This is a genomic window from Polaromonas sp. (assembly GCF_029945685.1).
Lineage (GTDB): Bacteria > Pseudomonadota > Gammaproteobacteria > Burkholderiales > Burkholderiaceae_C > Polaromonas.
This window is the reverse complement of record NZ_JAQSDA010000008.1, coordinates 1-24,430: the sequence shown is the minus strand read 5'-3', so window position 1 is coordinate 24,430 and position 24,430 is coordinate 1. Positions and strand designations below refer to the sequence as shown.

At 62.7% G+C, this 24,430-nt stretch carries 20 protein-coding genes; 13 read left to right on the top strand and 7 right to left on the bottom strand.

All coding sequences use genetic code 11. The features are described 5' to 3' along the window. Positions 1–55: 55 nt before the first annotated feature. The 4 genes from PSV26_RS05580 to infA all read left to right on the top strand — a co-directional run bounded on the left by PSV26_RS05580 (position 56) and on the right by infA (position 5,721). A complete protein-coding gene (locus tag PSV26_RS05580; RefSeq protein ID WP_300568690.1) occupies positions 56–3,712 on the top strand; it encodes an ATP-binding protein in 3,657 nt (1,218 codons plus the stop codon). Next, on the top strand, positions 3,709–4,680 hold the full coding sequence (locus PSV26_RS05575; RefSeq protein WP_300568688.1) for a response regulator transcription factor: 972 nt from the start codon (positions 3,709–3,711) through the stop codon (positions 4,678–4,680). Before PSV26_RS05580 ends, PSV26_RS05575 begins: the two co-directional genes overlap by 4 nt. Before the next feature lie 490 nt (positions 4,681–5,170). Continuing rightward, positions 5,171–5,410: a hypothetical protein gene (locus tag PSV26_RS05570; protein ID WP_096695462.1), complete on the top strand. Its 240-nt coding sequence runs from the start codon at positions 5,171–5,173 to the stop codon at positions 5,408–5,410. A gap of 59 nt (positions 5,411–5,469) precedes the next feature. Beyond that, positions 5,470–5,721 (top strand): translation initiation factor IF-1, encoded by a 252-nt coding sequence (infA, locus tag PSV26_RS05565; protein WP_077592971.1) that lies wholly within the window; start codon positions 5,470–5,472, stop codon positions 5,719–5,721. Positions 5,722–5,814: 93 nt separating this feature from the next. Here the strand turns inward: infA and PSV26_RS05560 are convergent, their stop codons facing one another. Next, a complete protein-coding gene (locus PSV26_RS05560; RefSeq protein ID WP_300568685.1) occupies positions 5,815–6,426 on the bottom strand; it encodes a DUF502 domain-containing protein in 612 nt (203 codons plus the stop codon). Between the two features lie 296 nt (positions 6,427–6,722). Here PSV26_RS05560 and PSV26_RS05555 point away from each other — a divergent pair, with 296 nt between their 5' ends. After that, positions 6,723–6,875: a hypothetical protein gene (locus PSV26_RS05555; RefSeq protein ID WP_300568682.1), complete on the top strand. Its 153-nt coding sequence runs from the start codon at positions 6,723–6,725 to the stop codon at positions 6,873–6,875. A 67-nt stretch (positions 6,876–6,942) separates the two neighbouring features. Here PSV26_RS05555 and PSV26_RS05550 read toward each other — a convergent pair whose 3' ends face one another. Next, the gene (locus tag PSV26_RS05550; RefSeq protein ID WP_300568680.1) at positions 6,943–7,332 is read right to left on the bottom strand and encodes a hypothetical protein; all 390 of its coding nucleotides are present in this window, start codon (positions 7,330–7,332) and stop codon (positions 6,943–6,945) included. Between the two features lie 317 nt (positions 7,333–7,649). On the opposite strand from PSV26_RS05550, the gene PSV26_RS05545 reads away from it, so the two are divergent. The 3 genes from PSV26_RS05545 to PSV26_RS05535 all read left to right on the top strand — a co-directional run bounded on the left by PSV26_RS05545 (position 7,650) and on the right by PSV26_RS05535 (position 13,918). Further along, positions 7,650–7,922, top strand: a complete 273-nt coding sequence (locus tag PSV26_RS05545) for a hypothetical protein (protein WP_300568677.1) — start codon at positions 7,650–7,652, stop codon at positions 7,920–7,922. Between the two features lie 71 nt (positions 7,923–7,993). Then, a complete protein-coding gene (locus PSV26_RS05540; protein WP_300514595.1) occupies positions 7,994–8,443 on the top strand; it encodes a CreA family protein in 450 nt (149 codons plus the stop codon). 285 nt (positions 8,444–8,728) lie between these two features. Further along, the gene (locus tag PSV26_RS05535; RefSeq protein WP_300568674.1) at positions 8,729–13,918 is read left to right on the top strand and encodes a PAS domain S-box protein; all 5,190 of its coding nucleotides are present in this window, start codon (positions 8,729–8,731) and stop codon (positions 13,916–13,918) included. Positions 13,919–14,020: 102 nt separating this feature from the next. Here the strand turns inward: PSV26_RS05535 and PSV26_RS05530 are convergent, their stop codons facing one another. The 4 genes from PSV26_RS05530 to PSV26_RS05515 all read right to left on the bottom strand — a co-directional run bounded on the left by PSV26_RS05530 (position 14,021) and on the right by PSV26_RS05515 (position 16,856). After that, a complete protein-coding gene (locus PSV26_RS05530) occupies positions 14,021–14,470 on the bottom strand; it encodes a VOC family protein (RefSeq protein ID WP_300568671.1) in 450 nt (149 codons plus the stop codon). 98 nt (positions 14,471–14,568) lie between these two features. Further along, positions 14,569–15,417 (bottom strand): helix-turn-helix transcriptional regulator, encoded by an 849-nt coding sequence (locus PSV26_RS05525; protein ID WP_300568668.1) that lies wholly within the window; start codon positions 15,415–15,417, stop codon positions 14,569–14,571. Between the two features lie 169 nt (positions 15,418–15,586). Beyond that, positions 15,587–16,114, bottom strand: a complete 528-nt coding sequence (locus tag PSV26_RS05520) for a hypothetical protein (RefSeq protein ID WP_300568665.1) — start codon at positions 16,112–16,114, stop codon at positions 15,587–15,589. 349 nt (positions 16,115–16,463) lie between these two features. Further along, entirely contained in the window at positions 16,464–16,856 is a 393-nt protein-coding gene (locus PSV26_RS05515) for an EF-hand domain-containing protein (RefSeq protein WP_300568662.1), read from the bottom strand. Positions 16,857–17,175: 319 nt separating this feature from the next. Here PSV26_RS05515 and PSV26_RS05510 point away from each other — a divergent pair, with 319 nt between their 5' ends. Then, entirely contained in the window at positions 17,176–18,279 is a 1,104-nt protein-coding gene (locus PSV26_RS05510; protein WP_300513476.1) for an AI-2E family transporter, read from the top strand. A gap of 69 nt (positions 18,280–18,348) precedes the next feature. On the opposite strand, the gene PSV26_RS05505 is transcribed toward PSV26_RS05510, so the two are convergent. Next, the gene (locus PSV26_RS05505) at positions 18,349–18,774 is read right to left on the bottom strand and encodes a hypothetical protein (protein WP_300513474.1); all 426 of its coding nucleotides are present in this window, start codon (positions 18,772–18,774) and stop codon (positions 18,349–18,351) included. 353 nt (positions 18,775–19,127) lie between these two features. Here PSV26_RS05505 and urtA point away from each other — a divergent pair, with 353 nt between their 5' ends. The 4 genes from urtA (at position 19,128) to urtD (ending at position 24,181) form a co-directional block, all read left to right on the top strand. Further along, positions 19,128–20,405 (top strand): urea ABC transporter substrate-binding protein, encoded by a 1,278-nt coding sequence (gene urtA / locus PSV26_RS05500; protein WP_300513472.1) that lies wholly within the window; start codon positions 19,128–19,130, stop codon positions 20,403–20,405. A gap of 203 nt (positions 20,406–20,608) precedes the next feature. Beyond that, positions 20,609–22,183 (top strand): urea ABC transporter permease subunit UrtB, encoded by a 1,575-nt coding sequence (urtB, locus tag PSV26_RS05495; RefSeq protein WP_300568659.1) that lies wholly within the window; start codon positions 20,609–20,611, stop codon positions 22,181–22,183. Position 22,184: 1 nt separating this feature from the next. Beyond that, complete coding sequence (gene urtC / locus PSV26_RS05490) at positions 22,185–23,303, top strand: urea ABC transporter permease subunit UrtC (RefSeq protein WP_300568656.1); 1,119 nt, start codon at positions 22,185–22,187, stop codon at positions 23,301–23,303. Then, positions 23,300–24,181, top strand: coding sequence for an urea ABC transporter ATP-binding protein UrtD (gene urtD, locus PSV26_RS05485; protein WP_300568653.1), 882 nt, complete (start codon positions 23,300–23,302; stop codon positions 24,179–24,181). The genes urtC and urtD overlap by 4 nt, the downstream gene beginning before the upstream one ends. Positions 24,182–24,430: the final 249 nt, after the last annotated feature.

Genomic DNA, 24,430 nt, shown 5'->3' with positions numbered 1-24,430 from the left:
ATGGAATCTGCACTTCATCAGCTCCGCCTGATGACGTATTGACACCCCCACCCCCATGGACACCCCAGCCGCACCGCTGACCCTGAAGACGCAGGCCGTGCCCCCGTGGGCGCCTGCGCCGCTGGCGCCGGCCGAGCCGGAAGCGCCGGTGCAGCGCATCATCAAGGTCAGGCGCGACTACAACAGCTGGGTGGCCAGCGAAACCATGGAAGACTACGCGCTGCGTTTCACGCCTCAGCGTTTTCGCAAATGGTCGGAATGGCGGGTCGCCAACACCGCTTTCGGCGCGGCCTCGTTTCTGATCCTGGAGGCGGTCGGCGCCACCTTGCTGGTGCAGTATGGGTTTACCAACGCCTTCTGGGCCATCGTCGCCACCGGGCTGATCATTTTCATGGCCGGCCTTCCGATCAGCATTTACGCCGCCCGTTACGGTGTGGACATGGACCTGCTGACGCGCGGCGCCGGCTTTGGCTACATCGGCTCGACCCTGACCTCGCTGATCTACGCGTCCTTCACCTTCATTTTTTTTGCGCTGGAGGCTGCCGTCATGGCCTATGCGCTGGAGCTGGCGCTGGGCATTCCGCCGAGCTGGGGCTACCTGATCTGCGCGCTGGTGGTGATTCCGCTGGTGACCTACGGCGTGTCTGTCATCAGCCGCCTTCAGATATGGACCCAGCCGCTGTGGCTGATCATGCTGGTGGTGCCGTTTGTGTATGTTCTGGTGCGTGATCCGGGTGCTTTTGCGGGAATAACGCACTACAAAGGTGAGAAAGGGGGCAATTCGGGTTTTGATCTGCACTTGTTTGGTGCCGCCTTGACGGTGGGCATCGCGCTGATCACGCAAATGGGTGAGCAGGCCGACTACCTGCGTTTCATGCCGGCACGCACCGCGGCCAACAGCCGGCGCTGGTGGGCCAGCGTGCTGGCCGGTGGCCCGGGCTGGGTGGTGCTCGGGGTGCTCAAGATGCTGGGCGGCGCGTTTCTGGCCTACCTGGCGATCCAGCACATGGTCCCGGTCGAGCGTGCGGTGGACCCGAACCAGATGTACCTGGCGGCGTATGAATATGTGTTTCCGCATTACGGCTGGGCGGTGGCCGCGACCGCGCTGTTTGTGGTGATCTCGCAGCTCAAGATCAACGTCACCAACGCCTATGCCGGCTCGCTGGCCTGGTCCAACTTCTTCTCGCGCCTGACGCACAGCCACCCGGGGCGGGTGGTGTGGGTGGTGTTCAACACCCTGATCGCCTTCATGTTGATGGAGATGAATGTGTTTCAGGCGCTGGGCGACGTGCTGGGCCTGTACTCCAACATCGCCATCGCGTGGATGATGGCGGTGGTCGCCGACCTGGTCATCAACAAGCCGCTGGGCCTGTCGCCCAAGGGCATCGAATTCAAGCGCGCCCATCTCTACGACATCAACCCGGTCGGGGTCGGCGCGATGGCGCTGGCCTCGCTGCTGTCGGTGAGTGCTCACCTTGGGCTGTTCGGCCCGTTCGCGCAGGCTTTTTCTGCGGTGATTGCATTGGGCACGGCTTTTGTCACCTCACCGCTGATTGCCTGGGCCACGAAAGGGCGCTACTACATCGCGCGACGGGGCGAGGCGCCCGAGACCGATGCCCAGGGCAACGACCAACCGTATGCGCTCAAGCGCTGCGTGATCTGCGAGCGTGACTACGAAGGCCCGGACATGGCGCATTGCCCGGCCTACCAGGGCCCCATCTGCTCGCTGTGCTGCACGCTGGACGCGCGCTGCGGCGATTTGTGTAAGCCGCAGGCCAGCCTGTCCGCGCAGTGGTCGGCGACGCTGCGCTGGCTGTTGCCACGCCGCATCTGGCCTTACCTCGATACCGGACTGGGCCACTTCCTGCTGCTGATGCTGGTCATCGTGCCCTTGCTGGCCAGCGTCTTCGGCCTGCTGTATCACCAGGAAATGAGGGCCCTGCTGGACCTGCAGGCTGCGTCGGAGTCGGCGCTGCGCTCGGGCTTTCTGAAGGCCTACATGGCGCTGCTGGTGATCGCCGGGCTGGTGGCCTGGTGGCTGGTGCTGGCGCACAAGAGCCGGCAGGTGGCACAGGAAGAATCGAACCGCCAGACGCATTTGCTGATGAAGGAAATCGAGTCGCACCGCCAGACGGACGAGGCGCTGCAGCAGGCCAAACGTGTGGCCGACCTCGCCAACCAGGCCAAGAGCCGCTACATCAGCGCGATCAGCCACGAATTGCGCACACCGCTCAACAGCATCCTCGGTTATGCGCAACTGATGGGCGAGGACACCTCGATTCCGCCGCATCGGCAGCAGGCCGTGGGTGTGATCAAACGCGGCGGTGAACATTTGCTGTCGCTGATCGAAGGCACGCTGGACATTGCGCGGATTGAGAGCGGCAAACTCACGCTCAATGTCAAACCCATGCACTTCACCGACTTCGTGCAGGAACTGACCGGGATGTTCGAACTCGAGGCGCAGGCCAAGGGCCTGGGTTTTCACTTCGAGTCCGAGGGCACACTGCCGGTGGTGGTGCGCGCCGACGAAAAACGTGTGCGGCAAATCCTGATCAACCTGCTGGGCAACGCCATCAAATTCACCGCCAAGGGCCGCATCAACCTGCGCTTGAAATACGCGCGCGAGATGGCCAGCATCGAGATCGAAGACACCGGCCCCGGCCTGTCGGCGCAGGAGATCGAGCGCATCTTCGAGCCCTTCACGCGCGCGTCTATGCCCGGACCGGCCGCGCCAGGTGCCGGCCTGGGCCTGACGATTGCCAAGATGCTGACCGACCTGATGGGCGGCGAACTCACGGTGGCCAGCACGCCCGACATCGGCTCGGTGTTTCGCGTCAAGCTGTTTTTGCCCGAGGTCCGGCTGGCGCCCGGCGCGGCATTGCCGGTGCGGTCTTCGCGCGCGCACAAGGCGCGTTACGGTTATGCGGGCGAGCGCCGGCGTGTGCTGGTGGTGGACAACGAAGAGGCCGACCGCGAACTGCTGGTCAATGTGCTGGAGCCGCTGGGTTTCGAGCTGCGCACCGCCGCCAGCGGCCATGACTGCCTGGATTTGCTGGCCGCCGGCTACCGGCCCGAGGTGATCCTGGTGGACCTGGCCATGCCGGGCATTGACGGCTGGGAGACGATTCGCCGCTTGCGCGCGCTGGGCCACACGACCCCCGCCGTCGGGCCGCCCCAAGAATGCATCACCCCCGAGGGGCTGGAGCCGGAGGCTCCAAACCTGCTTGAACAGGTTGGGACAGGCGACAGAAGCGAAGCCTCTGACGAGGGGCGGCCTGCAAGGCCTCGCGCATTACATGCAGTGAAAAGCGTGGGGGCGCACATTGCCATTGTGTCGGCCAATGCCTTCGACAAGGGCCTGGACAACGACGTCGGCATCCGGCTGGAGGACTTCATCCTCAAGCCGGTGCGCCACAGCGAGTTGCTGGACTGGCTGGAGCGGCGCCTGCAACTGGTCTGGCTGGAAGCCCCGGCGCAAGCCCCCGCTGCTCCCGCCAGCCCGGCGCTGCCGCACGTCTATCCGCCGCCCGCGCAGCTCGAGGCCCTGCGCGAGGTGGTGAACCTGGGCTATTTTCGCGGCATCATGAACACGCTCGACGAGATTGAAAAATCGCAGCCGCTGAGTGCCGGTTTTGCCGCCGAGATGCGCGGCCTGGCGCGCCAGTTCCAGTTTGAAACCATGAGCCGGCAGCTCAGCGAGGTACCCCCATGAATGACCGCGTGCTCGCGCAGACGCTGGACCGCGCCAACAGCGATGTGGTGCTGATCGTCGACGACGTGCCCGACAACCTGTCGGTGCTGCACGATGCGCTCGACGAATCGGGCTTCACCGTGCTGGTGGCCACGCACGGCGAGGCGGCCCTGCAGCGCGCCGTCCAGGCCCTGCCCGACATCGTGCTGCTCGACGCCATGATGCCGGGCATGGACGGCTTCGAGGTCGCCAAACGCCTGAAGGCCGACGCACGGACCGCGCATATCCCCATCATCTTCATGACCGGGCTGACCGAGACTGAGTATCTGGTGGCCGCGCTCGATTCGGGCGGCGTCGATTACGTGACCAAGCCGATCAAGCCAAAGGAGGTGCTGGCGCGCATCGGCGTGCATCTGCAGGGCGCGCGCGAGAAGCGCCAGGCGCGCAATGCACTCGACGCCTTCGGCTACGCCACCATCACGGTGCGTGTCAGCGACGGCAAGCTGATGTGGCAGACACCGCTGGCGCGCGAGTTGCTGCTGCAGTACTACGGCACCAGCGCACCGCAGACGCCGGAAGCGGTGCTGACCTGGCTGCGGCGCCACTTGCTTGATGCTGAACGCCAGATAGAACCGCCGCGCCTGGTGTGCGGGAGTGCCGTCTCGGGGGCACGCCGGCTGACCTTTCGCCTGCACCAGCAGACCGGCGACGATGACTGGCTGATCATCATGCGCGAGGAATCGGACGATACGGTGATCCAGGCCATGAGCCTGAGTTTCAAGCTCACGGCGCGGGAGGCCGAGGTGCTGTACTGGGTGGTCAAGGGCAAGATCAACCGCGACATCGGCGATATTCTGGGTACCAGCCCGATGACGGTGAAAAAACACCTGGAGCGGGTGTTTGCCAAACTCGGGGTTGAAACCCGCACCGCAGCGGCCGGCATGGCCATGAGTCGCATCCGGCTGCTGCATCCGCAGTTTGAACAATAGAGAGAGCCCCCACGTTCGCTCGCTGCGCGTAGCTCTCTGCCCCCCGGGGGGGCGCTGCGCCTGCGGACTGGCAGAGCCAGATCCGCGGCCCCTGCTTGAAAATACCTCCCCGGCGGGCGCTCTGCGCCTTGTTTCCTGCGTCCCAGTACTGGCTTTGTGCAGGCAGGCGTGGTAAGGGTTACAATAAGCACTTCGGTAAAGCATCAGCTTTTTTCATCGAAGCCCCCTTACCAAGCGGCTTCCTTCTCAAATGCGGCGCTTCCAAGAGCCCGAATTCACAGTGTGTTCAGTGCCCCTACAGTGCTGAACCCTCTCAAACACTGTTCCATTTCCGGCGAGCACCCCTCCCAACGGTGCCCACGCAAGGCTCAACCAGCCAGCCCTTTATGTTGTAAAGCCTGGCGGTCAGGACCCGAACACGCGCGGGCTTGCTTGCAAGCCACTTATTTCCTTATTTATCAAGCCGGGAAAAATACCCGGCACGGACTTTATGAACATCGATCACACCAACATCGCGGTGGGCAAGTACCTTGTCTCCCCGCTCGCCAAGCCGCAGGGCGAAGGCCTTTACGCTGCGTCTGTCTCCATCCGCTCCGGGCGCGGCAGTGCCACGCATGACCGCGTGCTGCGTTTCAGCGGGCTTTTTGACAGTGCCGCGGCTGCCGTGCATTACGCGACGGAGCATGCGCTGGGCTGGATTCACGAACGCACGTCGCCGGTTTGCGCCTGAGTGGCCCCGCCCACCACCTGCACGACAGATTTTTTTCAAATATCCAAGGAGTTTTCATCATGGCCAAAGAAGAACTGATTGAAATGCACGGGCTGGTCAACGAAGTGCTGCCGGACTCGCGCTTTCGCGTGACGCTGGACAACGGCCACAAGCTGGTGGCTTACACCTCTGGCAAGATGCGCAAGAACCACATCCGCATTCTGGCGGGTGACCAGGTGTCGCTGGAGCTGTCGCCTTACGACCTGAGCAAGGGCCGCATCACTTTCCGGCACATCGCCGGCCGCGGCCCGGGCCCTTCACGCACCCACTAGGCGCGAAACACGCTTTTTCATGATCATTTTGGCTGCCAGCCCTTGATGGGCGTGCGCCAGAAGCTACTTTATTGATAGCAATCTGCTACCGTCTCAAAGGCGGGGCGCGTTGTCCGCAGAAGTCGGCGGCCGCGCCATCCATGCGAACATCGACGAGCGCATCGCTTCCTCAACCGTCATCGCAATCGGTTGTACCCATTCAACAGGCACAAAGACGGTGTAGCCGCCAATCATGTAGCCCATCGGCAAATACACCGCCACACGCTCCCCCGGCAGGAAGCCCGCGGGCAGATCCGCAAAACTGCGGCGCGTGATCAAGCCCACAATTTCGAGCCCGTGGTCCGGCATCCGCAGGATCACCACGCTTTGTTCACCCTGCTTGCCTGTTGGCGAAAAGTAGTCGGCAAAACTCTTGAGCGACGAGTAAATGCTTTTGACGACCGGCAGGTTGGTGAACGGCAACTCGACAAAAAGCAGCGCCTTGCGCACCTTCGGGTTGGACACCAGGTAGCCAATCAGCACAATGCCCAGCATGCCGACCACCAGCCCCATGCCCGGAATGTAGAAGTCACCGAACAGCGGCCGCAGGATCCACAGCGTCAGGGTCTCCATCCATGCCAGCATGACAAAAAGAAGGTACAGGGTCAGGGCCAGCGGCAGGATCGTGATCAGACCGCGGAAGAAATATTTGTAGAGCTTTTTCATGTTGGTTTCAGAGATGGGGCGACCTTGAACAGGAGGGGGAGCGAGGCCTCAATATACCCAAGCTCTGTGGCGCAGGTTGCGCACCCGGTGTGGTGATCAACGCGGCAATGTAGGTCTGGCCCTACTTTTGTTGGGGTCCGCTTCCGGCACGGGTCCCGACAGGCGCTGTTTATCTTTGGATTTCGTACTTATCAAGGAGAAATCACATGCCCATCATTGCCTGGTTACTCGGTGTGCCGGTTACCGTCATCATCCTTTTGATGCTGTTCGGCGTTTTTTGAATCGGGAGGTCCTTCATGCTTCGTAAACTGCTTGTTTTTGCCCTCACCTCCGGAGTGGCGGCCAAGCTCTATGGCAGCTATGTCGCCAGGCGCAGCCAGCCCGTGCCGACGTTCAGGCCAGCTGCGACGCGGCGTCGGCGCGCTGGCGTCCGGAGCGATCAGGCCTGAAACCTTGCCCCGACCTCGCTGGTCGGGTCGGGGCGGGTTTCACGTCGCATGCCTTGCATGCCAACGGCTATTGCATTTTCAACAGGGGCCCAAAGCAGGCCTGGAGCGACGCCTTGTCACACACCAGCATCTTGTCGCCTTGCGGGTTGAACTGGATGAAGCGGGTGCTTTGTTCACCCGGACCTTCCAGCAGCGCCCCGGAACAGTCCTTCTTGTCGTTTTGCCGGACCACCGTTTCCACCAGTTTGTAGAAACCGCTGGCGTCCGGCAGCTTCGCGACCTCGTATGTTTTTTCGGCCACCTCCTGCCCGCTGGTGCTGAGCACCGTGCGGTTGCTGCGGTAATGCCAGGTCTCGGTGCAACTGCCGCCAAACAGCGACCAGGACCAGGTTCCTGTCAGGGGGTGGGCGTTCGCCGGTGCGGGCTCGCCGGCAGCCTGCAGCGCGGAAGCGGTCATGAGCAGGCAGGCAGTGAAAAGCAGTTTTTGCAATCGTGACTTTCTCAGAGACAGGGGTTGGGTGGAGGGTGCCGTGGCCGATGCTACTCCCTTGCAGCGCGTTCCCGGGGGCAGCATCAGGCCCGGTCAAGGGGCTCTCAGGCATTCTAGGGTTCCCGTCCTTTCCGCATGGGCGTGAAGTGCTGCATATTTCATGGCAAAGCGGCGGAGCGGCCGGACCCTCGCAACGCCGTCAGCGTTCACCCTCGCACATCCTGCAGCCAGCCTCACCGTTCACGGGGGCCAGGCAAACGTGACCGACACCCGGCGGGACTTCAATGGCGTGGCACGCTCAACTTCACCTGGAGATAGACATCCTGAAAAAACTTGCCCTTGTGCTCGCCGCCGCTTCGCTGGCTGGCTGCGTGGCCGTGCCCTACGGCGCCGGTCAGCCCTACTACCGATCCCACGGCGTACCCCACGACGGCGACCGCGACCGCGACAGCATTCACAACCGGGCCGACCGGGACCGCGATGGAGACGGCGTGCCCAATCGCCGGGATCGCCGGTCGGACAACCCGCGTCGCTACCAGGAAGTGACGTGGCTATAGTGGGGGATGTTCACGCTGAAGGAAACGCCATGAAAAAGTCCCCCCTGTTGCCCTTGTTGTCCTTGTTGCCCATGCTGCTGCTCGGCGCCTTGTCACCCGTTCGCGCCCAGAGCATTGGCGAGGTGGACACCGTGTTCAAGTTCATCGGGCCAGATCACAAAATTGTGGTCGACGCCCACGATGACCCCAAGGTCAGGGGCGTGACCTGTTATGTTTCCCGGGCCAAAACCGGCGGTATCAAGGGGGCTGTGGGTTTGGCCGAGGACAAGTCGGAGGCGTCCATTGATTGCCGTCAGGTGGGGCCGGTCTCGTTTGTCAAACCGCTGCCGCAACAGGAAGAGGTTTTCAGCGAGCGGATATCGCTGGTTTTCAAGAAGATACGCATTGTGCGCATGGTGGATGCCACCCGCAACACCCTGGTTTACCTGACGTACTCGGACCGGGTGATCGAAGGCTCGCCGCAAAACAGCGTGGCAGCGGTTCCCGTTGATCGCGCGATGAAAATCCCGCTGCAACCCTGATGCACAGGTGGCGGCAGGGCGTTTTTGTGCGATGTCTGCGGACGTGCACGCGCGGCGGCGACCGACATCAACCACGGACTAATCCCTATTTCAACCGCACCGCAGAGGCGCACACTTTCCGCACGGAGGTCGCGGCCTTCGACACGCTCAAACCTTGTAACGAAAGGCGAAGACAAGGCATGAGGAACAGCTCTTCTGGTGAACGGGTGCTTATCCGGCCGCACACGCGGCGCGGGGCGCGCCGGCTCGCCTGCGGCACGCGGCTGGCCGTCTTGAGGTTCGCCCGTGAAGGGTAACGAAGAACTCGCCGAAGAGAACCGTCGTCTGAAGGCGCGGCTGCATGAACTTGAGAGTGCCAACGACCTGCTCGATCGGGCGCTTGCCGAACAAAAACGTGAAGCTGATCTGCTCAGGAGCAGCGCCCAGGGATTGCGCGATCTGGCCACGATATCGGCCGACTGGTACTGGGAACAGGATGCGGAGCATCGTTTCGTCAGGTTTTCCGGCGAGCAGGCGGCCGTCGCGCTCGATGTCGAACGGGACAGCAACATCGGCAAGCGCCGTTGGGAGCTTGCCGGTGCGGTGCCGCTCAGCGGGTCGTGGGAGGCGCACCGGGCTTTGCTGGATGCCCATCAGCCGTTCCGCAATTTCGAATACCAGCGCAAGCTCGGCGACGATTTGCCGCACTACCTGTCGGTCAGTGGCATTCCGGTCTTTGACGACCAGAATCGCTTCCTCGGTTATCGGGGGACGGTGCATGACATCAGCGCGATCAAGCGTTCGGAAGAAACCGAGCGGCAAGCCGCCGGCTTTCTCGATGAAGTGGTTGACAACCTTCCGATCGCCCTGCAGTTGAAGTCTGTTCAGGACGGCTTCAGGATTGTGGGCTGGAACAAGGCCGCCGAGTCTCTCTACGGGGTGACCCGCGAAGAGGCGATGGGCCGCACGGTGCACGATCTCTGGCCGAAAGAGGATGCGGACCGCATGCACGCCGCCGACCTGGAGCTGGTCGCCGCAGGCGTCATGCAGGACCTGCCCGACCGCCTGGCCGCGACAAAACACCGCGGGGCCATTCGTGTTCACATGCGCAAGGTCCCGCTCAAAGACGCCAGCGGCGCCGTCACCCATGTCCTGGTCACCAGCGGGGACGTCACCGGGCGTCTGGCTGCCGAGGCGCGCCTGCGCGAAAGCCAGGAACGTTTTCGCAATCTGACCCAGCTTTCCTCTGACTGGTACTGGGAGCTGGATGACCAGTTCCGCTTCACCCGGATGTCCAGCGGATCGGCCCGTTTTGGCAGGCTTCCGGCCGATTCCGGAGGCCAGGCCCAGATCAGCGAATACATCGGCCGCACACGATGGGACATCGACGACACCCTGCGTAACAAGGCGGCCTGGGCGGTGCATCGCGCGCAGCTGGAGAACCACGAAACCTTCCGTGATTTCGAATACGAGCGCGTGGACCTGGATGGCAGGCGCATCCACTTCTGCATCAGCGGCGAGCCCGTTTTTGACGTGGACGGGAAGTTCACCGGCTACCGGGGCGTGGGCACCGAGATCACGGCGCGCAAACAGACTGAAGCAGCGCTGGTGGCCAGCGAGGCCCGTTTTCGCGGCGTGGTCGGCGCACTCGCCGAAGGCGTCGTCATGCGTGATGCCGAGGGCCGAATCATTGACTGCAATGCCAGCGCCGAGCGTATTCTTGGCGTGAGCCTGGCCCAGATGAGGGGGGAGAAGCTGCTCGGACCGACATGGCAGACGCTGCGCGAAGACGGTTCGTTGATGACCCATGAGGAACGGCCGAGTGTGGTCGCCAGGCGCACGGGCTTGCCGCAGTCCAACGTGGTGGTTTGTTACCGCAAACCCGACGGCAGTGATTTGTGGGCACTGATCAACGTCATGCCGTTCTCTGAACGGGCAGGGGACGCCCCGTCCGGATTTGTCAGCACCATCACCGACATCAGCCAGCGCAAGCGCGCCGAGATGGAAATCGTCCGGCTCAACGTTGACCTGGAAAACCGGGTCTCGCGCAGGACAGCCCAGCTGGAGGCGGCCAACAAGGAGCTGGAGGCATTTTCCTATTCGGTGGCGCACGACCTGCGTTCCCCCCTCAGTGCCATCGACGGCTACTGCGCCTTGCTTCAAAAAACGGTGTCGCCGGAGACCGGCGAACGAGCCAGCCATTACCTCACCCGGATACGCGGCGGTGTGCGACGCATGGGCGAACTCACCGACGGGCTGTTGCTGCTTGCCAGACTGTCACGCACCAGCCTGAACTGGGAAACCGTGGACCTCGGGGCCGAGGCGACGCGGGTCCTCGCACAATTGTCAGAGACGGAACCCGGACGCGACGTTCAGGTGACGGTCGAACCCGGCATGCTGGCCCGGGCGGACGTTTCGCTGATCCGGCAGGTTCTTGAGAACCTGATCAGCAACGCCTGGAAGTTCAGTGCGAAAAAGCCCCGTACGGACATCGTGATCGGCAGGGAAGCCGTGGCCGACCAGCCGCCGGTGTATTTTGTGCGCGACAACGGTGCAGGATTCGACATGGCTTATGCGGACAAGCTGTTCGGCACCTTCCAGCGCCTGCATTCGCCGGAAGAGTTTGCCGGCAGCGGCATCGGCCTGGCCACGGTCAAACGAATCATCATCCGTCACGGTGGGCGAATCTGGGCCAGCTCCGTGCTGGGCGAGGGCAGCACGTTTTATTTCACGCTGGGAAGCGACCAGGGCCATGCCATGCCGGGCGATGATGTTTCCGGAGACGACGCGGGCATTGCGCTGGCGCTTCCCCGCTCGCGCCACCTTTTCCGGGGTACCGGCCAGGCGGCACCGGCCACGGCCGGCTCGCTGATCAGCAGCGACAACGATATTTTTGAAGATGGCGACCAGCAATTCAGCAGCGCTTTTGAGCATGCGGCGATCGGCATGGCGCTGATCGCCGTCAACTCGCGCCGGCTCCGGGTCAACAGTGCCTTTTGCCAGATGCTCGGTTATTCCGAGGCGGAGATGCTGGCCCGCACCGTGCACGAGATCAGCCATCCGGACGACGTCGAATGGGATCTGCTGCAGCGGAAAAGGGCGTTGGCCGGCGAGATCGAAACCTATCAGTGGGAAAAACGCTACATCCACAAGTCCGGGCATATCGTGTGGGGATATCTGACGTGTTCGCTGGTGCGCGACTCCGACCGCAAACCACTGCATTTCATTTCCCAGGTGCAGGACATCACCGAACGAAAAGAGGCCGAACGCACCCTGCGCGAGAGTGAAGAGCGCTTCCGTACTCTGACCGAGTTGTCGTCCGACTGGTTCTGGGAGCAGGATGCAGACTTCCGCTTCGTGCGGGTTTCCGCTGAAGGGCAACGTACCCATACGGCGGCGTTCAAGGGGGACAAGTCCATTGGAAAAACGCGCTGGGAACTGCCTTATGTGCACATGGACGACAGCGTCTGGGCGGCCCACAGGGCGCAGCTTGAAAGACACGAGGTTTTCCGTGATTTCGAGGTCACGCGACTTGACCCCCAGGGACAGATTCGTCATGTGTCCATCAGCGGTGTCCCCGTTTTCGACGCGTCGGGTTGCTTCACCGGTTACCGCGGGACGGGCCGCGACACGACCGAGATGCACCGTGTCAGCAACGCGCTGCGCGCCAGCGAGCTGCAATTGCGTGAGATCACAGACACGGTGCCGGCTCTGATCGCCTATGTCGACAAGGCGCAGTGCTTTCGCTTTCACAACCGGGCTTATGAGGAAGGCTTCGGCCTGTCGCATGAGCAGATCGACGGCAAAACCCTGCTGGAGGTCATGGGTGAGGAGTTCTACCAGGTTGTGCGCGCGCGTGTCGACGAGGTCCTGTCGGGCTACCCGGTGGTTTACGAGCGTACCCAGAAAACCGCGCGCGGCGATCACCGTGACTACGTGGTCAATTATTTCCCGCGTTACGGCGATGGCAAGGAAGAAGGCGAGGTCATCGGGTTTTATTCGCTGGCGACCGACGTGACCGAGTTCAAACGTATAGACCGCATGAAAAGCGAGTTTGTCTCCACGGTCAGTCATGAGCTGCGTACGCCGCTCACCTCGATTCGCGGTTCGCTGGGTCTGATCGCCGGCGGTGTGGCCGGCGAGTTGCCGGCGGCGGTCAAGACCCTGGTGGAGATCGCCAGAAACAATTGCGAGCGCCTGATCCGTCTGATCAACGACATTCTGGATATCGAGAAGATCGAGTCGGGCAAGATGCGCCTGGACCTGCAGGTGGTGGAACTCCAGCCCTTGCTGGCCCAGGTGCTGGCGGCCAACGAGGGTTTTGGGGCAGCGCAGAACGTCGGCTTGACCCTGGATTTTCCGAAGGGCGACCTGCGGGTTCAGGTGGACAGCGACCGCCTGGCCCAGGTCGTGACCAACCTGCTGTCCAACGCGGTGAAATTCTCTCCTCCGGGCGGGCTGGTGCAGGTGCATGTCAGCCGCGCCGGCCTCGGCGTGCGGGTGGAAGTGCGTGACCAGGGGGCAGGTGTTCCGGAAGAATTTCGCAAGCGCATCTTCCAGAAATTTTCCCAGGCGGATTCGTCCGATACGCGCCAGAAGGGAGGTACCGGCCTGGGCCTGAATATTTCGAGGGCCATTGTCGAACGTCTGGGCGGCAGCGTGGGTTTTGACAGCAAAGCCGGCAAGGGCGCCACCTTTTTCTTTGAACTGCCCGAATGGAAAGAGGCTGCGCCGCAACTGCCCGCCCTGCCACGTGCGCTCACCCGGCCGTGCGTGCTGATCTGCGAGGACGACAGGGACATCGCCCGCCTGATCGCGATGATGCTGGACAAGGGCGGTTTTGACAGCGACGTGGTGTACACCGCCGCCGACGCGCTGGCCCACCTGGGGGCCAACCGGTACGCCGCGATGACGCTGGATCTCAAGCTGCCCGACCAGGATGGCGTCACACTCATCCGTACCCTGCGCACCCGGGACGGCACGCGTGATCTGCCGATTGTGGTGGTGTCGGCCATGGCCGGGGAGGGCCAGATCCAGTTCAACAACCAGACGCTGACGGTTTCCGGCTGGCTCGAAAAACCGATTGACGAAAACCTGCTGATCCGCAGTCTGCGCCATGCAATAGACGGCATGGCCGAGGGCAAGCCCCGTATCCTGCATGTCGAGGACGATCTGGATATCCAGCGCATCACGGCAGCGATCGCGCAGGACTTTGCCACCTTCGAATTTGCCGCCACGCTCGAGGAAGCCCGCGCCTGCCTGCTGGCGCAGGCCTACGACCTGGTGCTGCTCGATCTGACCCTGCCCGGTGAATCAGGCTGGGATCTGCTGGCCGACATTGAAGCGCTGGAGCGACCGCCACCGGTGGTGGTTTTCTCGGCCAGCGAGGTGAACCGCGCCCAGGGAACCCGGGCCGCTGCCGTGTTGATCAAGGCGCAAACGTCGAACGAGGAATTGCTGCAGACGCTGCAGCACGTGCTGGCCCAAAGCCGCTAGCGGGCCGCAGGCCTGCGGTGGCTGCGCACTGCAGAATTTTTATGAAAATATGGCTTTATCCCTTTTCTGGCGGGCGCAAACAGCTGCTATTTTGATAGCAAACTACGTCGCCGGGGTAGTCATCATCGCTGTGTAGCGGCGCTGCATCTCTGCTGGTGTCACGTCTTCTATGCTGTGGCCCACGCTCCAGCGATGGCCGGATGGGTCGCGAAAACTGCCGGAGCGTTCACCATAAAAATGGTCCTGTGCCGCCATCTCCAGCGTGGCACCGGCCTTGAGCGCGCGCGCGATCACTTCATCGCAATTGTCCACATGCAGGTGCAGTGTCACGAACGCCGGCGCGCCTGCCTGCGGTGCCAGGATGCCGTATTCGGGGAACGCCTCGGAGAGCATCAACGTGGTCCCGGCGAAATCCAGCTCCGCATGGCCCATGCGGCCACCGGGCTCGACCAGCCTGAACTTTTCGGTAGCGCCGAATACCGCGGTGTAAAACGCAATCGCTTCGACCGCGTTTTTGACGTGGATGTAGGCAAACAGCTCATGAATGGTCATGGGGGCTCCCGTCGTGAAATTCGAACAGGAAGCCAGTCTATCGGCTCGTGTGGATCAGGTGTTGAACAAAATTGACCCTGGGGCAGGCCGCCTGGACGTCACGGCGCCTGCCTTGCGAAAGGCGGCGCCGGCACTGGTACATGATTGGGCGACACGACCGGCGCGCGGAGGTATTGCTCCGGGGTGAGGCCGGAGAACTGCCGGAATTCGCGGTTGAAGTGCGGCTGGTCGCTGTAGCCCGCGTCCTGCGCCACATTGACCAGGCTGAATGTGCCCGTTGCGCCGCCGCGATGCAGCAAGGCCAGGGCCCGCTGAAAACGCTGCACCCGGCTGTATTGCTTCGGGGGCAGGCCCACGCACTGGGAGAGCAGACGGATGAATTGCCGGTGGCTGTAACCGCTTTGTGCCACGGTCTGCCTTACAGTGGCGCCTGCCTTGAGCTGCGCTGCGGCCCACACCATGGCCGGTGAAGCCACAGAAGGCGACGTTGACTTCAGGCGTGCCCGCAGAATACCCTGCAAGCCTTGCATTTTCTGCGCGGGCGTGGCGGCTTCCGCCCACTGCTCCCGCATCCACCTGGCACTGTTGCCCCACAGATCTTCCAGGCGGGTGTGTTGTCCGGCCAGTTCGTTGGCAGGCAATCCCAACAGGGCCAACGCAGCACCGGGCATCAGTTGCACGCCGACGGTCTCTGACGTGCCGGCGACCTCCTTGGCGTAAAAACCGGCGCGTGCGCCGCCGACCACGGCGTGGCCCAAACCCAGGCCGTCCGCCGGGTGTTGGTCGTCAAAAATTCGTATCTCCGGTCCGCGCAGGCGAAACACCAGGTGCATTTCGCCACTGGGGAGAATGTGTTCCCGGGACGCGGGGCTTGCCGTGTCGCCGGGCATGCCCACCCAGACGGACTTGATGAAACCTGCAAGCGATGGATGGGGAAGCTGCTGCATCAGGTGATGGGGAATCAGTCGAAACAGGCGAATGGGAGCGGGGGGCCTGCCAGTTTACGGCTGTTCAATCGTCTGCGTCCGCATGCCCGGGCGGCCCTCGATGCCAGGCGCCCGGCCGGTGCCGGCGGGGGCAGGCTGCGCCCATGAGCACAAGCCTGCGGGAGAAGCATCAAATGCGGCCGAGGTCCTGAATGGCGTCCACCACCATGCTGGTGCCCGCGGCGATCAGCAGAATGTCGCTGGCCACGCGCACATATTTGTGGCCGGCAGGGGGAGTGCCCAGCTGGATCAACACGGCATTGGGCACCGGGTAAAAAACCACGTCACGCGGCAGCGGCTGGCCCATGGCCCACTTTTTGGCCTGGCCCGGAGGCATGCAGCCATTGTTTTTCTTTGCCAGGCCGGGGGGGCAGCGACCTGCCTTGTACTGCTTGCCGTAGTACTCGCGGATCACCACCCGCTGCTGGTCAGCGAAGTGGGCGCCGACCCGGACATCCTGTTGGGCCGGGCGGGACTGCTGGGCGCCCTTGTTGCTGCCGTTGCCCTTGTCCGACTTGCTGCCGGAACGTTCGTTTTGCTCCTGCTTTCCGCCTTTGCCCTGGCCTGCCCATTCGGGTTTCTGGGCCCAGGTGGAGCCCGCCGCGAACGCAAGCGCCAAAACGAAGGGCAGCGCGCGAAGGGGATGAAATGGATTCATGTTCATTAGGTGACCTTGGTCGCTGGGTAATCGGCCGTGCCAGGGTCCGGTGCTTGGGTGACTGCTTTATAACGCGTCACCTTGGATTTCGTTGGCCTTTTGGCTGACATGGAGTCTTCCTGCGATGTTGTCCTGCAGCCAGGAGCCGGTCGCGCGAGGCGCGCCGAGTCGCTCACCACGGTTTACAGCCTGTGGCACACAGGCAGCTGAGGTCATCGCAATTGCCGATCGAGAGCGCTGATGCGCGGATGCCGGAGGTCGCGGAACGTGATGCCAAAAACGGCTGCAGCCCAATACAGGAAAGCGAGAGGCGCTATCAATCGGGGAGCGCTTTCCTCTCCATTCCCCTTCAGCGGCTTTTGGCCTGATTCAATGCGCTTTCGAACTCCTGGTGCGACAGAGTGCTGTCCTTGTTCGTGTCGGCTTCGTCAAAGTGTCTGGCTACCCCGCGAAAGCCGGAGGCCTCTTCGCGGCTGATCTTGCCGTCCTTGTTGGTGTCCATGAAGCTGAATGCCCGCTCGATGTCCGCGGCGCTGTACCTGGGTTGGACGGCGGCCGAGGCCGTCGAGACCACAGAGCTGGCCGGCGCAGCCTGTGCCTGAACGGACGGCGGTACGGCTGGCGCCGTTGCAGCCGGCTGGGCGTGTGCCAGCGGCGTCAGCAATGCCGTTGCGCTGGCGAGAGCGAAAAGTGCACGCGCGGGGGTGCGCCATGTGCCTTGTGAGGCGGAGGTCAAAGTCATCGGTTTCCTGACGGTAGTAGCTGGCATGAGCATCATTGAATGTCATCGGACGCGGCGGCGCCAGCAAGGTTGCACGCTGTTGCCTGACTTTACATCCCTGGGGAAACCGGACACACTTCTTTGCGTTGCCCGGGTCACTCGGGCTGAACGCTGACAGTGCCTGTCGGGGCTGTCCCACACGGTGAAAACCCCTGCGCTGGCGAGTCGATTGTTCAGCAGGGGCCATCATCAGAAGGTGCCCGCGCGCGCGCTGAAATCGGCCTTTCCGGCGGCATCTGTGCGGCGGGCCATTCCCCCATCCAGCAGGACCCGCCAAGCCATGAACCTCCCCGACGCAGCGAAATCAACCGCGCTTGAAGACAAGACCTTCCTGCTTCTGCTGCTGGCCATCTCGGTGGCCTTCCTCTGGATACTGTGGCCGTTTTACGGCGCGGTTTTCTGGGGCGCGGTGCTGGCCATCATGTTCAAGCCGCTGTATCTGCGCGTGCTCAGGGCCATGCCAGCCAGGCGCGTTGGCGCCGCGCTGCTGACGCTGCTGGTCATCCTGGTGGCGGTCATCCTGCCGGTGGGCGTCGTGACCGGACTGTTGATTCAGGAGGGCGGCAGCGTCTACCAGCGCATGCAGTCGGGTGAGCTCAGTGTGGCGCGGTACTTCCAGCAGGTCTACGAAGCCCTGCCGGCCTGGATCACCAGCATGCTCGACCGCTTCGGCATGAACAACTTCGGGCTGGTGCAGCAGCGGATCACGGAAGGGCTGACCAAGGGCAGCCAGTTTTTTGCCACGCAGGCGCTCAGCATCGGGCAAGGCACGTTCGATTTTTTCGTCAGTTTTTTCGTCATGCTCTACCTGCTGTTCTTCCTGCTGCTCGACGGCTCGGCCCTGGTCATGCGCATCAGGGATGCCGTGCCGCTCAATGCAGAGGTCAAGGGCAAGCTGGCAGCCAAGTTCACCACGGTCATTCGGGCCACGGTCAAGGGCAACATCGTGGTGGCGTTGATCCAGGGCGCGCTGGGCGGACTGATCCTGTGGGTGCTGGGCGTGCATGCGCCGGTGTTGTGGGGCACCCTGATGGCCTTTTTGTCGCTGCTCCCGGCTGTTGGCGCCGCCATGGTCTGGTTACCCGTCGCGATTTATTTTCTGGCGACGGGGGCGATCGTCAAAGGCGTGGTGCTGATCGCCTTCGGCGTTCTGGTGATCGGCCTGGTCGACAACATCCTGCGCCCGGTGCTGGTCGGCAAGGATACACGCATGCCCGATTACGTGGTGCTGGTGTCCACACTGGGCGGCATGGCGCTGTTTGGCCTGAACGGCTTTGTCATCGGCCCCGCGATCGCGGCGATGTTCATGGCGGCCTGGGATCTGTTCGCCAAGGCGAGACAGGCGGAAGTGGCTGAAGTGGCGGAGCCGCCCACGCTGCCCTGACACCATCGCAACAGCATTCCTGATGGAAAAATTTCCGGAGTCAGGAGCAGGGACCGGCCGCAAGCAGGCTCAGCGGGGAAGCACCTTGTAGGATCGGCCATCCGTGGCGGAGCCCGAGCTTTCCCCCTGCACCACCAGCGGCGCAAACACGCGTATCTCGGTGGTGGTCGGCACGGTGAATTGGGTTTCCAGCGTGGCTTTTCCGCTTCCCTTGGCGATCACCTTGACATCCTGGCCGAGCTCAGCGCTGTCGGCCGCCAGAACAATCAGTTTGATCGTTCCCGCGTCCGAGGTCAGGACATAACTGACATCGACCTTGAGCTTGACTTGCTGACCCGGGCGAAGGACCTGGTTTGTGTCGGGCGAGATGGCAGTGATTTGCGCCAACGAACCGAAGGGCGGCATGTTGGCCGGTTTTCCAGTGACCTGGCAACCCGACAAAATGCCCGAAACGGCCATCGACAGGAAGAGCGTGGGGAGGAATTTGGTAGTCATCGCCAGATACTAACCGGATGGGAATGAACAGACTGACGAAATGTCAAGGCCGCGGGATCAACGGTGGATGAAAAGGAGTCCGCTTCCAGATCCGTGTGACACCTCCCGGTGCCGGGAGGTGTCCGTGAAAGGCCGGGTTGGTCGGCGGGCAGGAGGCGGCGCCACCCCCGTGAGTTTCTCCCCTGAATCACTGTCGGGATGGACAGGCGATCCTGGTGATCCCGTCCTGCATACGCCACCCGGCGTATTCCCCAATTCCCGGTCGGTGCCCAGAATCGCCTCATCGCTTCGCAAAAGCCCCTTGGCGGCTGGTGTGAAGCGAAACGCGAACCATCTACCTACCGGAGAAGCACATGCAACGTCGTTTTACCCTCAAGGCGCTCAGCGCCGCCGTCGCCCTGGCGGGCCTCTCGGTTCTGCCAGCCCATGCCCAGTCGGGCGGCACCATCAAGGTGGGCATTCTGCACAGCCTGTCGGGCACCATGGCCATCTCGGAAACCGTGTTGAAAGACACGGTGCTGATGGCGATTGACGAGATCAATGCCAAGGGTGGCGTGCTCGGCAAGAAGCTCGAGCCCGTGGTGGTGGACCCGGCCTCCAACTGGCCGCTGTTCGCCGAAAAAACCAAGCAGTTGCTCGGCCAGGACAAGGTCTCGGTGATTTTCGGCTGCTGGACCTCGGTGTCCCGCAAGTCGGTGCTGCCGGTTGTGGAAGAAATGAACGGCCTGCTGTTCTACCCTGTGCAGTACGAGGGTGAAGAGCTGTCCAAGAACGTGTTCTACACCGGCGCGGCGCCGAATCAGCAAGCCATTCCTGCCGTTGACTACCTGATGAGCAAGGCCGGCGGCGGCGCCAAGCGCTGGGTCCTGCTGGGCACGGATTACGTGTACCCACGCACGACCAACAAGATCCTGCGCGCCTACCTGAAAAGCAAAGGCGTGAAAGACAGCGACATCGACGAGAAATACACACCGTTCGGCCACTCGGATTACCAGACCATCGTGGCTGACGTGAAGAAATTCTCTGCCGGCGGCAAAACCGCTGTGGTCTCCACCATCAACGGCGACTCCAACGTGCCCTTCTACAAGGAACTGGGCAATGCCGGCCTGAAAGCCAAGGACGTGCCGGTGGTGGCCTTCTCCGTGGGCGAGGAAGAACTGCGCGGTGTGGATACGAAGCCGCTGGTGGGTCACCTGGCCGCCTGGAACTACTTCATGTCGATCAAGAACCCGACCAACACCGCCTTCATCAAGCAGTGGAGCGAGTACGCCAAGGCCAAGAAGATTCCCGGCCACATGGACAAGCCGCTGACCAATGACCCGATGGAAGCCACTTACATCGGCATCCATATGTGGAAGCAGGCTGTCGAGAAGGCCAAGTCCACCGACACCGACAAGGTCATCGCCGCCATGGCCGGCCAGACTTTCCCGGCACCGTCGGGCATCGTCTCCAAGATGGACGAGAAGAATCACCACCTGCACAAGTCGGTGTTCATCGGCGAGATCAAGGCCGACGGCCAGTTCAACGTGGTGTGGAAGACGCCCGGCCCGGTGAAAGCCAAGCCGTGGAGCCCGTACATCGAAGGCAACGACAAGAAGCCTGACGAGCCTGCAAAGATGGCCTCCAAATAGGGCCGCTGCCGCAAGCCCCTTGGGGGTGGCGGCGCAAGCCGCACCTGGTTTGCTTGAAACAGGTGCGGCTTTTTTCGGTCTGGCCCGCTTCTTGCACTACTCCGGTGCATGAACGGGTTACGGTTTTTTCAGGAAGTTGCAGTCTGGGCAGAGCCGCCAGCCGCGCCGGCTGGTTGCTGTGCCCACCCTACAGGTTCTTCATCATGATGCTTCGCACACTCCTTCTATCTGCTACGTTTTTTATAGCTGCTGGCGCGCATGCCCTGAGCGCGGACGAGGTAAAAGGCATGACTCTCGGGGAAACCGAGGCGCGTGTCGAGGCGCTGGCCAGGGCCGCCGCCAGTCCCGACGACAAAACCGCCGCCTTCATCCAGGCGCTGGCCGACGATGCCGTCAAGGTCGCCGGCGACAAGGTGTTTGTCATCAAGGACGACAAGGGCTACGACCCGGTCACCGGTGCCGAGCTGCCGGTGCCCGCAGACGCTGAGGAAGTGATCAACAACAACCTGATGCGCGGCGAACTCGACAACGCGCTGGCCGCGCTCAAGCTGTTCTCGAAAGAAGAAAAAGTCCGCGCCGAAGCCATCAAGACCCTGGCCGGCGGGGCCGACGAATCACGCCTGCCGCTGATCGAAAAAGCCTGGGCGGCAGAAGCGGTGCCGGCCCTGAAAAACCAGCTCGAGATGGTGCGCGCCACCATTCTTCTGAGCAGCAGCGACAAGGCCAGGCGCATGGAAGCTGCCGCCCGCCTGTCGGGCAGCAACAACCCGATCAGCAAGACTGTGCTGATCGCGCGCCTGTCGGAGGAAGAAGACCCGGAGGTCAAGAGTGCGCTGCAGGCATCGCTGCGCAAGGTCGAGTCGGCGCTGGCCTGGGGCGACAAGCTCGGCGCCATCTTCAGCGGAATCAGCCTGGGCAGCATCCTGCTGCTGGTGGCGCTGGGCCTGGCCATCACCTATGGGCTGATGGGAGTCATCAACATGGCGCATGGTGAGCTCATGATGATCGGCGCCTACGCCACCTACGTGGTGCAGGGCCTGTTCCAGACCTATTTGCCCGGTCTTTTCGACTGGTATTTGCTGGCGGCGGTGCCGGTGGCCTTCCTGGCATCAGCACTGACCGGTGCGGCGCTCGAGCGCGGCGTGATCCGTTTTCTCTATGGCCGTCCGCTGGAGACGCTGCTGGCCACCTGGGGCATCAGCCTGATGCTGCAGCAGGCGGTGCGCTCCCTCTTCGGCGCGCAAAACGTCGGTGTTGAAAACCCGGTCTGGATGAGCGGCGGCGTGCAGGTGCTGGGCAACCTGTCGCTGCCCTACAACCGGCTGGTCATCATCGGTTTTGCGGTTGCCGTGCTGCTGGCCATGGCCTGGCTGATCAGCAAAACACGGCTCGGCCTGTTTGTGCGCGGCGTCACGCAGAACCGGCCGATTGCCTCCTGCATGGGTGTGAACACGGCGCGTGTGGACACCTATGCGTTTGCGCTGGGCTCGGGCATCGCGGGCCTGGCCGGTTGCGCGCTGAGCCAGGTCGGCAACGTCGGCCCGGACCTCGGCCAGGGCTACATCGTGGATGCCTTCATGGTCGTGGTGCTGGGCGGCGTGGGCCAGCTCGCCGGCACCGTGTACGCCGCGATGGGCCTGGGCATCCTGAACAAGTTCCTCGAAGGCTGGACCGGTGCGGTGCTGGCCAAGATTGCGGTGCTGGTGCTCATCATCATCTTCATTCAAAAACGTCCGCAGGGCATCTTCGCCATGAAGGGCCGCTCAGCGGAAGCATGACATGACCCAACCCCCCCATTCGATCACTCTGCCGGCCAAAGGTCCGCTGCTCACACGCGTTGGCATGAGCGCCTTTATCGTGGCACTGCTGCTTGTGTGCGCGCTGGCCCCGGTGCTTAATTTGCTGGTGCCCGAAACCAGCCTGTTCCACATGAGCACCTACGCGGTGGCGCTGCTCGGCAAGATCATGTGTTACGCAATCGTGGCACTGGCCATGGACCTGATCTGGGGCTACACCGGCATCTTGTCGCTGGGCCATGGCCTGTTTTTTGCCCTCGGTGGTTATGCCATGGGCATGTACCTGATGCGCCAGATCGGGCGTGACGGCAACTACAAAAGTGACCTGCCGGACTTCATGGTGTTTCTCGACTGGAAGGAACTGCCCTGGCACTGGGCCTTCAGCGACAGCTTTGTCGCCACGCTGTTCCTGATCGTGCTGGTGCCTGGCGTGGTGGCCTTTGTATTCGGCTACTTCGCTTTTCGCTCGCGCATCAAGGGTGTCTATTTCTCCATCATCACGCAGGCCATGACCTTTGCAGCCATGCTGCTGTTCTTCCGCAACGAGACCGGCTTTGGCGGCAACAACGGCTTCACGGACTTCAAACGTATCCTGGACACGCCGATCGCCACGCCCACCATGCGCATGGGGCTGTTCGTGATCACCGGCCTGACCCTGCTGGGCTTTTTCCTGTTTGCCAAATGGCTGGTACGCAGCAAGTTCGGCCGGGTGCTGCAGGCGATCCGCGACGCCGAGACGCGTGTGATGTTCTCTGGCTACAACCCCATCGGCTACAAACTGACCATCTGGACCCTGTCGGCCGTGATGTGCGGCATTGCCGGCGCCCTGTACGTGCCGCAGGTCGGCATCATCAACCCGAGCGAAATGAGCCCGGCCAACTCGATCGAGATGGCGATCTGGGCCGCTGTCGGCGGACGCGCCACCCTCATCGGCCCCATCGTTGGTGCCTTCATCGTCAACGGCGCCAAGAGCTGGCTGACGGTGGCCTACCCCGAATACTGGCTGTATTTCCTGGGCATGTTGTTCATCGCGGTCACGCTGTTCCTGCCCCATGGGGTGGTCGGCCTCGTCAAAAAGCTGCGCAAGGGGGCGTCCCAATGACCCCCGATCTGCTGGAGCAGGGCGCGCGCCGCATCGAGGAGCGCCGGTCGGCGCTGGAGGCCGGCCGCAGCAACACCGAGTCCGGCGGCCGTAGCGCGAGCGGCAGCCGTATCGCCACGCCGGGCGAGGTCGATGTCACGCATGGCCGCATCCTCTATCTCGAGGACGTGAGCGTCAGCTTCGACGGCTTCAAGGCCATCAACAAACTCTCGCTGGACATCGCGCCGGGCGAGCTGCGCTGCATCATTGGCCCCAATGGCGCCGGCAAAACCACGATGATGGACATCATCACCGGGAAGACCCGGCCCGACGAGGGCACGGTTTACTTCGGCAGCACGATCGACCTGCTGCGCCACACCGAGCCGCAGATCGCCCAGCTCGGCATTGGGCGCAAGTTCCAGAAGCCCACGGTGTTCGAACAGCTCACCGTGTTCGAAAACCTGGAACTCGCGCTCAAGACCAACAAGGGCGTGAGGTCGTCCCTGTTCTTCAGGCTCGACTCGTTGCAGAGCGACCGCCTCGCGGAAATCCTGGTGACGATTCATCTGGCTGACAGCGTGGGCCGCATGGCCGGCGACCTGAGCCACGGGCAAAAGCAGTGGCTGGAAATCGGCATGCTGCTGATGCAGGATCCCAAGCTGCTGCTGCTCGACGAGCCGGTGGCCGGCATGACCGACGAGGAAACCGCGCGTACGGCCGAGCTGTTCCTCACGCTCAAGGGCAAACATTCGCTGATGGTGGTCGAGCACGACATGAGTTTCATCCGGACGATCTCGGAGATCGTCACGGTGCTGTGTGACGGGTCGGTGCTGGCGCAGGGGACGCTGGATCAGGTGCAGGCGGATGAACGGGTGATTGAGGTGTACCTTGGGCGCTGAACTCTTCGCCGTTCTGGCGGGGCTTGTTGAAGCCGTTGCAAGCTTGCGCTTCAGCAGGTCTTCCGACAGGCCGGGTCTCGCCCCGGCGGGCGAGGCACTTTTCTTTGCGTCGCCAAAGAAAAGTACCCAAAAGAAAGGCGACCCGATGGTCTGGGTCCCCTGCGCTGCGCTCCGGGGCAACCTGCGGTGCTCGACAAAAGCGGGGTCTCGCTCGAACTCGCCTTCGGCTCAGACAATCGCGAGCCCTGA